General features: G+C 43.4%; 12 protein-coding genes. 6 read left to right on the plus strand and 6 right to left on the minus strand.

The window, feature by feature from the left end; translation table 11 throughout:
* The first annotated feature begins 37 nt into the window (after positions 1–37).
* The 4 genes from LIN78_RS16025 (at position 38) to LIN78_RS16040 (ending at position 6,209) form a co-directional block, all read left to right on the plus strand.
* The gene (locus LIN78_RS16025) at positions 38–1,048 is read left to right on the plus strand and encodes a Gfo/Idh/MocA family protein (RefSeq protein ID WP_284700262.1); all 1,011 of its coding nucleotides are present in this window, start codon (positions 38–40) and stop codon (positions 1,046–1,048) included.
* Positions 1,049–1,124: 76 nt separating this feature from the next.
* Positions 1,125–2,021, plus strand: coding sequence for a sugar phosphate isomerase/epimerase family protein (locus LIN78_RS16030; protein WP_227181887.1), 897 nt, complete (start codon positions 1,125–1,127; stop codon positions 2,019–2,021).
* A 261-nt stretch (positions 2,022–2,282) separates the two neighbouring features.
* The gene (locus LIN78_RS16035; protein ID WP_227181888.1) at positions 2,283–4,487 is read left to right on the plus strand and encodes an OsmC domain/YcaO domain-containing protein; all 2,205 of its coding nucleotides are present in this window, start codon (positions 2,283–2,285) and stop codon (positions 4,485–4,487) included.
* 363 nt (positions 4,488–4,850) lie between these two features.
* A complete protein-coding gene (locus LIN78_RS16040; protein WP_227181889.1) occupies positions 4,851–6,209 on the plus strand; it encodes an MFS transporter in 1,359 nt (452 codons plus the stop codon).
* A 51-nt stretch (positions 6,210–6,260) separates the two neighbouring features.
* Here LIN78_RS16040 and LIN78_RS16045 read toward each other — a convergent pair whose 3' ends face one another.
* Complete coding sequence (locus tag LIN78_RS16045; protein ID WP_227181890.1) at positions 6,261–6,743, minus strand: Lrp/AsnC family transcriptional regulator; 483 nt, start codon at positions 6,741–6,743, stop codon at positions 6,261–6,263.
* A gap of 133 nt (positions 6,744–6,876) precedes the next feature.
* Here LIN78_RS16045 and LIN78_RS16050 point away from each other — a divergent pair, with 133 nt between their 5' ends.
* Positions 6,877–7,917: a zinc-dependent alcohol dehydrogenase family protein gene (locus LIN78_RS16050; RefSeq protein ID WP_227181891.1), complete on the plus strand. Its 1,041-nt coding sequence runs from the start codon at positions 6,877–6,879 to the stop codon at positions 7,915–7,917.
* A 58-nt stretch (positions 7,918–7,975) separates the two neighbouring features.
* Here the strand turns inward: LIN78_RS16050 and LIN78_RS16055 are convergent, their stop codons facing one another.
* Positions 7,976–8,515: a cysteine hydrolase family protein gene (locus LIN78_RS16055; RefSeq protein ID WP_227181892.1), complete on the minus strand. Its 540-nt coding sequence runs from the start codon at positions 8,513–8,515 to the stop codon at positions 7,976–7,978.
* A 329-nt stretch (positions 8,516–8,844) separates the two neighbouring features.
* On the opposite strand from LIN78_RS16055, the gene LIN78_RS16060 reads away from it, so the two are divergent.
* Positions 8,845–9,906 carry a LacI family DNA-binding transcriptional regulator gene (locus LIN78_RS16060; RefSeq protein ID WP_227181893.1) on the plus strand — a complete coding sequence of 354 codons (1,062 nt, stop codon included), beginning with the start codon at positions 8,845–8,847 and terminating at the stop codon, positions 9,904–9,906.
* 8 nt (positions 9,907–9,914) lie between these two features.
* Here the strand turns inward: LIN78_RS16060 and LIN78_RS16065 are convergent, their stop codons facing one another.
* From LIN78_RS16065 to LIN78_RS16080, 4 genes are all read right to left on the minus strand, one after another.
* Positions 9,915–10,268 carry a hypothetical protein gene (locus tag LIN78_RS16065; protein WP_227181894.1) on the minus strand — a complete coding sequence of 118 codons (354 nt, stop codon included), beginning with the start codon at positions 10,266–10,268 and terminating at the stop codon, positions 9,915–9,917.
* Between the two features lie 42 nt (positions 10,269–10,310).
* Positions 10,311–11,927, minus strand: a complete 1,617-nt coding sequence (locus LIN78_RS16070; protein WP_227181895.1) for a methyl-accepting chemotaxis protein — start codon at positions 11,925–11,927, stop codon at positions 10,311–10,313.
* 52 nt (positions 11,928–11,979) lie between these two features.
* A complete protein-coding gene (locus LIN78_RS16075) occupies positions 11,980–12,780 on the minus strand; it encodes a MurR/RpiR family transcriptional regulator (protein ID WP_227181896.1) in 801 nt (266 codons plus the stop codon).
* An 82-nt stretch (positions 12,781–12,862) separates the two neighbouring features.
* On the minus strand, positions 12,863–13,088 hold a 226-nt coding region (locus tag LIN78_RS16080), incomplete at its 5' end, for a 5-deoxy-glucuronate isomerase (RefSeq protein ID WP_227181897.1).

Consider the following 13,088-nt stretch of genomic DNA (forward strand, 5'->3'; position numbering starts at 1 on the left):
AGCCATTACATTTCTAATAAAGAATAGAGGAACAAAAATGACTTTACGCGTTGGTGTGATTGGTACAGGTGCAATTGGTAAAGAGCATATCCGCCGTTTGGATAAAAAACTGGCAGGTGCTTCTGTTGTTGCTGTGAACGATATCAACAAAGAAGATGCATTGAATTTTGTCAGTAGCGAAGGCATTAACGCTAAGTTTTTTGATAATCCACACGACTTAATCAAGTCTGCAGATGTAGATGCGGTGGTTGTTACCTCTTGGGGCCCTACGCACGAAGAGTTTGTCTTAGCGTCTATTGCTGCAGGTAAGCCAGTATTTTGTGAAAAACCATTGGCAACCACGGCAGAAGGTTGCTACCGCATTGTAGAGGCAGAAATTAAGTCTGGTAAAAAGTTGGTTCAAGTCGGTTTTATGCGCCGTTTTGATGCGGGCTATCGCCAACTAAAAGCCGCGATTGATAGTGGTAAGTTCGGTGCGCCACTCATCGTTAACGCCGCACACCGTAACCCTTCTGTGCCAGATTCTTATGTTGGTGATATGCCAATCACTGATACGTTTGTCCATGAAATTGATGTACTACGTTGGTTATTAAATGACGACTACGCAACCGTACAAGTCATTTCTGCAAAAAATTCTAAATATGCCAATGCAAATCTGAAAGACCCAATCTTAGTCTTGTTAGAAACCAAATCAGGCATTCGTATTAATGGTGAAATTTTTGTGAACTGCAAATACGGTTACGATATTCAGTGCCAAGTCGTCGCTGAAGAAGGCATCTTTAGCCTACCAGAGCCAAGCAGCTTACTCATCCGTCAAGAAGAAAAACTATCTACCGTTATCATGAATGATTGGAAGCTTCGTTTCATTGATTCTTACGATGTAGAACTTCAACAATGGATTAACGATACCAAAGCAGGCACGGTGACAGGCCCAACCGCATGGGACGGCTACTTCACCGCCGTGACAGCAGATGCATGTATCGAAGCGAAAAATAGCGGCAAGATTATCTCTATTCAAACACCACCAACCCCAGACTTCTATTTATAAGAAAGTCCGCTAGATGGCCAGGGTGCATCTCTGGCCAATGGCAGGTGTAAAGCTTCACATCATAATGGAGATACGAATGAAGATTGCTTTAGATCCGTACATGCATCGTCATCTTTCTTTGCCTGAATTGGTAAAAAAAGTCGCTGAACTTGGATACGAACACATTGAGCTCTCGCCACGCGCAGATTTTCTAGATTGGTGGGTGATGCCACGTGCTTACCCTGAGCGCATCAAAGAGTTTAAGCAAGCGTTAAAAGACCACGGCGTAAAACTGACAACCATTCAGCCAATGTACCGTTGGGCAAGCCCGTTTGAAGACGAGCGTCTAAACGCGATGAAGAACTGGAAAAAAGCCATCGAAATATCGGTTGAGATGGGGTGTGAGTTGATGATTTCTGAGTTTGGTCGTGGTGCCTCTCCTGAGCGTTCAGTAGGATTTGGGCCAAGCGTCAATACTCGCGAGCAGTGTGAGGCAGCTTGGTTAACATCGATTGAAGAGCTACTACCGATCTTCGAGCGTGAAGGCGTAACGCTATCTGTGGAAGCGCACCCTGAAGATTGGACGGAGACATTCCACCCTGCGATTGATATCGTCAAGATGATTGGTCATGACCGATTGAAGATGTCTTACATTGCGCCACACACCTTCTACTACGGGGATGATATGGCAGCCATGCTGCGCGAAGTAGCTCCAATTTTGGCGCACGTTCGTGTCGCAGACACCTTTAACCACAAGGCATCTTCTGGTTTACGCTATATCGTCAACCCACCGGGTTCGAATGTTCGTGTGCACCAGCACTTGGACATTGGCCAAGGTGAAATCAACTGGGATGTATTTTTCTCTACTTTGGCAGAAGTTGGCTTTGACGGTGTGATGTCTTCTTGTGTATTTGCTTGGGAAGAACGAGCAGATGAATCGTCTATCTTCATGCGTAATAAGATGAACGAATACATCAAGCAATACTGGAAATAGTTTTATCTCAGCTCCTTTGGGTAATTGATAGGGGAAACCGAATGGCTTCCCCTTTTTTTCGTCCGCTTTGCACGATGATTCTAATGTGTTGCTCCCTCCTTGAATTTGATTCCATTTGCGTTTACCCGCATAATTCTGGCATTCGGCCTTGGGGCAGAAACCCCAGTTCGCATTCGAGCAACGCCAATCAGCGCTTAGCGCTTTACCCGGTGTCGTAGAAGGCCGGGGAAGTTTATTTTTGCGCTATTTTGGAGTTCTTTTATGGAAATTAAGGTCAACTTTCTCGATAAGCTTCGCTTAGAAGCGAAGTTCGATGACTTTACGGTAATTGCAGATCAACCAATCCGATACAAAGGAGATGGTTCTGCCCCCGGACCGTTTGACTATTTCCTAGCCTCCTCTGCCCTATGTGCAGCTTACTTTGTAAAGCTTTACTGCAGCACCCGTAATATCCCGACAGAAAATATTCGTTTATCTCAGAATAATATTGTGGATCCTGAAAACCGCTATAAGCAGATTTTCAAGATTCAAGTGGAATTGCCAGAAGATATTTCGGCGAAAGACCGTGAAGGCATTTTACGTTCGATTGACCGTTGTACCGTTAAAAAAGTGGTACAAACTGGCCCAGAATTTATCATTGAAGAAGTTGAAAACCTGGATGCTGATGCACAAGCATTGCTGACAATTAACCCAGATGCGCAAACCAGTACCTATATCCCAGGTAAAGATCTTCCGCTAGAAGAAACCATTGCCAATATGTCTGCCTTTCTGGCCGATTTGGGCATTAAAATTGAAATCGCTTCTTGGCGTAACCTAGTGCCAAACGTCTGGTCTTTACATATTCGCGATGCACATTCACCCATGTGTTTTACCAATGGTAAAGGTGCAACCAAAGAAAGCGCTTTGGCTTCGGCGTTGGGTGAATACATCGAGCGTCTAAACTGTAATCATTTTTATAATGACCAATATTGGGGTGAGGAAATTGGCCACGCCCCATTTGTGCATTACCCAGAAGAACGCTGGTTTCAGCCTGGCCCGGATGACTCTCTGCCAGAAGGCTTGCTTGATGAGCATTGCCTAGCCATCTTTAATCCAGATGATGAACTTCGAGCTTCAAATTTATATGACACCAACTCTGGTAATACAGAGCGCGGTATTTGTGCCCTGCCATTCGTGCGCCAGTCGGATGGTGAAGTGGTGTATTTCCCCACTAACTTAATTGATAACTTATACCTAAGTAATGGCATGAGTGCGGGCAATACGCTGGCGGAAGCGCAAGTACAATGCTTGTCAGAAATCTTTGAGCGTGCGGTAAAAAGGGAAATCTTGGAAGGCGAATTGGCCCTTCCAGATGTGCCACAAGAAGTGCTAGCAAAGTACCCAGGTATTGTGGCGGGTATTCAAGAGTTAGAAAACCAAGGCTTCCCAGTTTTAGTCAAAGATGCATCATTGGGTGGCGATTACCCAGTCATGTGCGTTACTTTAATGAACCCTCGCACTGGTGGTGTTTTTGCTTCTTTCGGTGCTCACCCAAGCTTTGAAGTGGCACTAGAACGAAGTCTGACCGAGTTACTACAAGGCCGTAGCTTTGAAGGTTTGAACGACTTACCACGTCCTACTTTTGAAAGTAATGCGGTCACTGAACCGAATAACTTTGTTGAGCATTTTATTGATTCTAGTGGTGTCGTGTCGTGGCGCTTCTTTAGTTCAAAATCTGATTACGAATTTGTTGAGTGGGATTTCACCAGCGACGCAGAAAATGCCAATGAAGAAGAAGCCGCAACCCTATTTGGTATTCTAGAAGAACTGGGTAAAGAAGCCTATATGGCCGTTTACGACCAGCTAGGTGCGACTGCTTGCCGTATATTAGTGCCAGATTTTTCAGAGGTTTACGCAGTAGAAGACCTAGTTTGGGATAACACCAACAAAGCACTGCAATTCCGTGAAGATATTCTGAACCTTCATCAGCTAGATAATGATGCGTTAGCCTCTTTGCTACAACGTCTAGAAGACAGCGAAGAAGATGACTACACCACCATTATTACACTGATTGGTATTGAGTTTGATGAAAATACAGTGTGGGGCCAACTCACTATTCTAGAACTAAAGTTATTAATTAACTTGGCACTAGAGCAATATGAAGAAGCGAAAGAGCGTGTAGAAGCTTTCTTGCAATATAACGACAACACGTTAGACCGAGTGCTGTTCTATCAGGCAATGGATGTTGTGTTAGAAGTCTTGCTAGATGAAGAACTAGAAATTGAAGATTACGAACCGAACTTCCGCCGTATGTATGGTGATGAAAAAATCGATGCCGCTATCGGCATGATTGAAGGCGATGTTCGTTTCTATGGTCTAACACCAACTAGCATGAAGCTAGAGGGACTTGATCGTCACCAACGACTAATTGATAGTTATCAGAAACTACATAAGGCACGTGCTCAAAAAGCGGGCATTACGCTCTAATTGCTCATACAAATAGGGATAAGGTAGCGAATCACGCGGCCTTATCCCTGTTCATTCCTCTAGCTCTCACCATCTCTTGCCCTCTCCTTTACCCGCTTAAAATTGGTCAATTTGCGACGTTTTAAACAAAATTTGTCGTATTAGGCGTAATTGCTGACGGATTGGCATCCCTCTAAACCCGACAGCCTCCCTACACTCTGCGACCTTAAAGCATCGCCATTATTTGCCTATTCCGACACGAATGTCTTGCAAATGTAGTTTACCAATCGTGTGAATATAGCTTTTTAATGCCTACTAACTGTGTCTTCTTCATCAACACAGGCATTAGACGATGCGTAAAAAATAAATATAGAGGAGTGATGAATGGCCCAATCAGGTAAAGCGGCAAGTGTTTCTGCCCGCAAAAAAGAAGCAGAAGCCTCTGCTGCTTTCAAACGTCAATTTTTAATCAGAATGATTATCGTGCTTGCAGGTGGCACGTTTCTAGATGGTTATATTCTTGGTATCGTTGGTCCTGTATCTGCAAAAATGACTGCCGAATTAGGCATTTCTGCTTTTTGGGAGGGATTAATTGCGGCTGGTGCGCTATTTGGGATCTTGTTGGGCTCTCCGTTAGGCGGTTGGGCGGGCGATAAGTTTGGACGTAAACCACTCTTCATGTTGGACATGGGTTTATTTGTCGTTGCATCGTTAATGCAGTTCTTTGTTACCTCCCCTGCCCAACTTCTGATTGTTCGATTAATGATGGGGGTGGCCATTGGAGCTGAATATTCGGTAGGTTGGCCATTGTTATCCGAGTTTTCCCCTTCCCGTATGCGCGGAAGATTAATGGGGCTAACCTTAATCGCTTGGTATGCTGGATTTATGGCTGCATTTGTTGTTGGTTATTTGTTAAACCAATACACCGATTTAGGTTGGAGAACAATCTTAGGTAGCAGCACATTTATTGCTGTCGCCTTATTTATAGGCCGATTTGGTATGCCTGAATCACCGCGTTGGTTATGGAGTAAAGGCCGTAAAAAAGAAGCTCGTGAAATCGCTCATCGATATTTAGAAAGCGCGGCAGAAGTAGCGGATATGGAAAAAGAAACTGTCCATGCGACTGGTAGTTTCAAAAAGCTCTTTTCACGCCAATATTGGAGAGCAACCGTATTTGTCTCTATGTTTTTCTTCTGTGTTGTTACCCCCTATTTTGCGATTGCAACGTTTGCTGATAGCGTATTGCAAACATTTGGATTGGGCGGTGGTTTGGCGGGTGGGGTCGGATTATCTGCTGTCGCATTGGCGGGTAGTATCGCTACCGTTGTGCTGATCGATAAGATTGGTCGACGCGTACTGACAGTTCCTCCACAATGGATTATTACACTTATTTTGGCTGTACTTGGCTTATGGGCAGATGCACCGGGTGCTGTGGTATTGGGATTATTTTTAGCCTTCTCCTTCTTTAATGCAGGCTGCGGTTCACTTACTTGTATTTATCCTGGCGAAGTATTTCCAACCGAAATTCGCGGCATGGGAACTGGCTTTGCAGCAGCCTTTAGCCGTATTGGTGCCGGTATGGGGACATTCTTAATGCCTTGGGCAATGAGTAATTTAGGCCCATCTATCACTATTTTGATAGCTGCCGGCATTGCGGCAGTAGGAGCAGCCATTTCTCAATGGCTTGCGCCAGAAACAAAAGGCAAAAGCCTTAGTGAAACAGCCTCAGGCTTTTCCCACTAGTGCATTGCTTAAAGCAACCTGTCCTTAGGATAAGCACATAGGACAGGTTGTTTAACGTACACTCGATAAGTTCATCAATGGTAATTTGTTAGTTACCTTTAGTTCTCGCAGCGAAATATTGCTGCGAATACTAAAAACGCCCGGTAATTTTCTTAATACCTTCTCTACAAATTGGCTGTAATCATCTAAATCTCTGGCGACCACTTGTAACAGAAAATCGGCTTCACCAGTGGTATTGTGGCAAGCCAAGACATTGGGGCACAAGCTGACAATTTGTTCAAATTGAGCTGTCGCTTCTTCGCCGTGTTCGGTACACACAATCTGAACAAAGGCCATCACACCAAAGCCTAGTTTTCGGCGGTTTAATATCGCCTGATATCCCTCAATGACTCCAATCTCTTCTAGCCGTTTCTGCCTGCGCCAACAAGAGGCTTCGCTCATCGTTAATTGCTCTGCAATCTTTGCGTTAGATTGTCGGCCATCCTGTTGAAGACGATCAATAATTGCAACATCTACCTTATCTATCTCAATCATTTCGAATGAAGCCTTCATTTTTATTAATTAAATGAAAGGTTATTCCGATTTAACATCATCCACAAGTGAAAATAGACAGGTAATTTCTAGCAAACGCTGCATAATTATTTTATCTTTCAAAGAGGAAACCAAGATGAAAGCCGTCGTGTATGAATCCTTCAATACTGCCCCACAAATTCAGATCGTCAATGATCCAACACCAGCAGATCACGGCGTGGTGATCGAGGTAAAAGCGACCGGCGTCTGCAGAAGTGATTGGCATGGTTGGGTCGGTCATGATTCAGATATTCATCTTCCTCATGTACCTGGGCATGAATTTTCCGGTGTGATTTCTGCGGTTGGAAAGCAAGTAAAAAAATGGAAAATTGGGGATCGGGTGACAGTGCCTTTTGTTGCCGGTTGTGGTCATTGCGCGGAATGTCATTCCGGTAATCAGCAAGTGTGTGATCATCAATTTCAGCCTGGATTTACCCATTGGGGATCATTTGCTGAGTATGTGGGTATTCATGAGGCAGACTTAAACCTAGTCGCGTTGCCTGAGAGTATGGATTTCACCACGGCGGCGAGTTTAGGCTGTCGGTTTGTCACTTCCTTTAGGGCGGTCGTCGATCAAGGTAAAACTAGCGCAGGCCAATGGGTAGCAGTGCATGGCTGCGGAGGGGTTGGCTTATCCGCCATTATGATTGCCAATGCCTTAGGTGCTAACGTGATTGCGATTGATATTTCTGATGATAAATTGCAATTAGCCCGTTCACTCGGCTCAGTTGCGACTGTCAATGCTGCTAACGTGCCTAATGTCGTAGAGGCCGTTCAGCAGCTATCTAAAGGTGGCGTCCATGTCTCTCTAGATGCCTTGGGTCACCCAACAACTTGTTTTAATTCAATCAGCAACTTACGTAAAAGAGGTAAGCACGTTCAAGTGGGGCTTATGTTGGGGGATCATACGATGCCGGCGGTGCCAATGAGCAAAGTCATTGCTAATGAATTAGAAATCCTAGGTAGTCATGGGATGCAGGCACATCGATACGACGCAATGTTTGCCATGATTCATAGCGGAAAATTACAACCAGAAAAGCTGATTGGCCGGACGATTAACCTGGAAGAATCCATCCCCGTATTAATGAACATGGATAAGTTTGAAGTACCCGGTGTAACGGTGATTACAGAGTTTTAATCTAGTAACCAACAACCGATGAAATCGCCCGTCGCCTGATAAGGACGGGCGATTTAGTTTAAAAGTGAATGTCATTGCTAGATTGTAGCTTCACAAATGGACCAGCTAACGTTGCATTATGGTGAGCAATAATTTGCTGGGCCGACAGATCTTGTGTATCCATACAGCTATGCGCATCCGCTGCTAAGATTGTTCTGTAGCCTAAGCTAGATGCCATTCGGCAATTAGTATCAATACAATATTGTGTCTTCATTCCAGCGATGACCAATTCTTCCACGCCCTTCTCTTTTAACCATCGGTTCAACTCTGTACCATGAAAAGCGCTTGGGGAATACTTATCAAAGACTTTATCTGTCTCAGGATGAAGACTTAATTCACTGATCAACTGCCATGTTTGGCTGCCTTTCGCAATAGGGCTACCTTCTGGTCCTGTATGCCTGACCGCAAAAATACCCGCTTTTGCTTGCCTTGCTTTAGCAATCAGTGCATTGATATTTTGAAGCAATTGCTCTCGCTGATACGGCTTTTCGGAATGATGATAAAGACCATTTTGCATATCAATGATAAGCAAAGCTTTTGGGGTATCGACTACTGGCATGATGTTCTCCGTTTCTTGACCAACTTAGAAAGGAGAAATTGGTAGACCCCTTCCATCGCTGGCGGGATCTAATGAGGTTTCAATTATGATGAAAACAGTACCTCACACGACCCGCAAATATAGGTCGTGGTAATGGTGGTAATCATTTGGTTGGCTGTTTTCATGAAAATATCATGGCGGATTTACCAAGCCTTGTCAACTGGCCGCGTGCGTTTCAAGTTGGTTTTTTAAACGTTAATAAAAGAAATAAATTTCCTGTATTTTCATCATCTTATGAAGTTTTGTTAAGGTATAATCAGAGTATAGAAGACAATTAGAAAAAACTAAAAATGGATTCAAAAAGAAGAAAAAGAGCGCCTCGTCTGCAAGAAATTGCTTTAGAAGCTGGCGTGAGTGAAACCACCGTTGACCGTGTGCTCAATGAGCGCGGTAGTGTGTCTAGTGATACGCGCGCGAAGGTGGTTGCTGCAGCCAAAAAACTAGGCGTCTCTCGAATTTTGCCAGATATTCGTCATGGTTTAATCCGAATTGAAGTGCTGTTGCCAGTGGCCAAATCTCACTTTCTACAGCGTTTACATCAAAGCCTTCAACGCTATGCACAGATGCTAGATGAAAGAATTATTGTCCAGCGCACTGTTATTCCAGAAGAAAATACAGAAAACTACGTACAGCATATTCTCTACCCCAAATTCCGTCGTAATGGACTAATTGTGGTTGCTAGGTTTAACGAGGAAATTAAAAATGCCTTAGCACAAGTGATGAAGCGCGGCGAAACTGTTGTCACACTAATGTCTGACTTCCCGGGAATTGAGCAGCATCATTACGCGGGGATTGATAACTACAGCGCAGGGGAAACCGCCGGTTATCTGATTGGAAAACTGAGTCGCCAACAAGGCGAAGTATTTTTACTCACCAATAACCTGACTTACAAAGCCCACGTAGATCGAACATCTGGCTTTGCTAACATGCTGAAAAAACAATTTCACCATCTTACGTTTAATGAACAGCCGATGGAGCATTTCGACAATGTCGATAATGTGTATCTTTGCTTGCAGAGACATTTAAAAAGTCATCCAAATCCAGAGAATGTAGTCGCTATTTATAATAGCGGCGCAGGTTCTGCAGGTATTGAAGCGGCGATTCGTAAATATCTACCAAATAATGATCTAATTTGGGTGGCCCACGAAGCCACAGATGAGCATAAAAAGCTAATGGAAGAAGGTTTGCTGAATTTTGTGCTCGATCAAGATCCTGATGGGCAAGCTTCTTCCGCCCTGCAACATGTCCTACACGCCAATAAAGTGATTGAAACCAAACAGTTGATGAGCCCGATTGATTTCAAACTCTATTGTGCGGCCAACCTTTGGAAAACAGACTATTTCAATAAATAGTATGGAAACTACAAACAACTGTAACGTTGATTGTAGTGATGCCGCAATTTATTCAACACTTGCCTGAATCCATCTATCGAACAGGCAAAGTGTTGAGTGAACAGGTATTGATCTAGAAACTGCCCAAAATAGTGCTTTACCTCGATTAATGCTAAAGGAGGTAAAGAGATTCTTGTTGCCTGCATTAATTGACAGTACTGGGTTTGGCTCACCATATCTTTAAAAAAAACCTGCTTACCTTCGATTATCTTGCCAAGGGCGGCAATATCTAGTTCATCTACACATTGCATCAGTAAACAGGTATGGTGGTGAATATTGACGACATATAAAAAGTCTACTTGTTGTTGATCTACTAATTGCACTGAAGAAAAACCTAACCAAATACGCTCCATCTATGTAAGCACTCAATATTTGAAGAGTTGAATACGGTTCGTCTGATCATCGGCCAACATGGCTAAACCAGCGGATTTTTCAACATTCTCTATCGCTAGTCGCTCTGTTTGCGTGGCATTGGTAGATAAAATATCCACTTGATTAACCACTTGGCTGGCCTCTTTTTCTTGTACATTCACTGCCGCTGCAATGGCATGTATACAAGAAGTCAGCTTTTCTGATGTCTCATCAATTTCTGACATAGCATTCATTGCTGCATCCGAACCTTTGACGATTTCTGCTATTTTTCCCTCTGCTTTTTTCATGTAGCCAGATGCAGCTAACGTTTGTTGGTTAATGCTTTGAATGGTGTCTTTAATTTCCATCGTGGAGAGTGAAGTCCGCTCTGCTAATTTGCGTACTTCATCGGCAACGACGGCAAATCCCCTCCCCGTTTCACCCGCTCTTGCAGCTTCAATCGCGGCATTAAGTGCAAGCAGATTGGTTTGTTCAGCTACTTCCTTAATCACAAGCACAATACGATCGACGTCTTTCGTATAGTTTTCTAACGTACTAATACTTCTACCCACTTCATTAACAGATTGAATCACATTGTTAACGTCTTGCAGGGTATGAGAAATCACGTTGCTACAATTTTCGACATAAGCACTAGCTGAATTGGCAACCGCTTCGGCTTGAGTAGATTTGAGAGATACCTCCCCCATCAAGCGTTGAACATTTTGAATAGATTGCAATGTTGCTTGCGAAACTTGGGTGGATTCTTTTGCAGAGACGCCGACTTGTTCAGAAAAAGACTTCATGACTTGCGAAGATTGGTTCATCTGAGTCGTGCTATCTGCAAATTGCTTAAAGCTAACTTGCAAGGTTTCAAAAAGCTGATTCAAGGTAATTGCTAACTGAGCAAACTCATTTTTGCCTTTAAAATGAAGTCTCGCCGTAAAATCTTTTGTCTTGGCAACGGCGCCGACAAATTGCTGAATATCTAGTAAGCCACCGCCTACTTCTTTATAGATTCGAATTGAAATTGCAAACGAAATCAGCACAATGACGCCAACAAAGATGCCTAACCCACGGTTGATTTGATGGTTAGTTTCTGCAATGGCAATGTAGGATTGCTTTAGGTTTACTTGGTTAAACTGGATATGTGTCGTAATGGTCTGATCCAGTTGTTCAGCTACTTGTGATAAATCCTTGGTAATGATCTCTCGAGCAGAAGAACTATCATTATTTCTGGATTTCTCTAGCATTTGATCTCTAACTGACTTGTATTGATCAAATAATGAGATATCCTTTTTCAGCATTACTAAATCATTGTCTGATTCTCTGGATAAACCTTGGTAAAGCTGAAATCCAGCATAAATCTCTTTATCTAGTAGACTCACCTTTTGTTCAACGGTGGCCTTGGCATCCATATCAAAGTTAAATGCATGTAAAAAAGCATAGGTGCGAATTTTTGCGATCTTATCTTTTAACCCTGACAACGTTTCAATTCGAATAGATGCAGCACTTTGCGCTGATTCCACCCGTGTTTCAGCGCTTTTTAGTACAAAAAAACCTGCCCCACCCACAACGATTAACGATGTAAATAAAATGGTTAACACCACAATCAATTTGTGACGGATCTGCATTGTGTTCTCCTACTTATTGTTGTCGTATTTTTAGTATCTGTGTCATGTGTGACTAATGCAGTGATTCAACTAACGCATTCAGAAAAGCGATATAGGCAATCATGGATCGTTTGTATTTTGCAGGTTGCTTATTTGTCGGGACGATGACGCTATAACTTGCCCATAAGGGATTTTTGAGCTGGTCATCCGAAGAAATTAAGGCGGTTTGCGGTTTAATCGATCGATTAAACTTCATAAGTTCATCAAAGAGCTGTAGGTCTTGTCTATCTCCAATCACAATCAAAAAATCATCTTTTTTAATACGTTGCAGCTCATTAATAAAAAAGCCTCCCGCGCCATTGATCACACTCGCATCAATCTCGTTATCTAGTAAGGTGTTTTCTAAGTAAATGCCTGCTGAAAATAGCCAACCCAACCCAATTACATGCACACGATGGGCGTGCAAAATGGAGGATTTCAGACGGCTAAATCCAATAATATCGTTTCGAATAATCTGCTGAATGCTGTCGATGTCTGTTTTTAAACGCTGTAAAACATCTTCATTGGTGATGTTAGTTACAACATCCGTTGTTGTTTGCGCTTGGAGTTGTGCATGACGACTTATAAAATCACTCACCAATGCGGCTTGCAATTCACTAAAACCGGAATAGCCAAATCGATTTGCAAATCGAGCAATCGTAGAAGGGGTGACATTACAAGCGGCGGCGATGTCCATATTGCGCAATTGCCAGATGTGATGCTGATTTTTCTCTAAATAATCAGCCACCCGTTGTAACTGTGGGCTTAACGTTTGATAGGCGAGAGAAATCCTTTCCATCACCCGCATCTGTTGCATCAATTCTTCACCAGACATATAGGCTCCTACTACGTTCAGAAAGGAAAATCTGCAGGGGTATACCGTAACTAGTTACCCCCGCTGGTATAACAATTTGTATTTACTTAAAAAAAATAGGTGCGGGTGCGACTGCATTCGGTTGCCCTGGACCGCTGCTGATTAACCATTCGTGTGCAGGGTCGTTCTTGAAGTGCCATTGGCGCTTTGGCCCTGCCATCACATTGAGGTAGTAACTTTCGTAGCCGTACGGCGCTGAAACCGGGTGGTAGCCTTTTGGCACCATCACCACATCGCCGTCTTCTACTGCCATGGTTTCATCAATGCTG

This window comes from Leeia speluncae, assembly GCF_020564625.1.
Classification (GTDB): domain Bacteria; phylum Pseudomonadota; class Gammaproteobacteria; order Burkholderiales; family Leeiaceae; genus Leeia; species Leeia speluncae.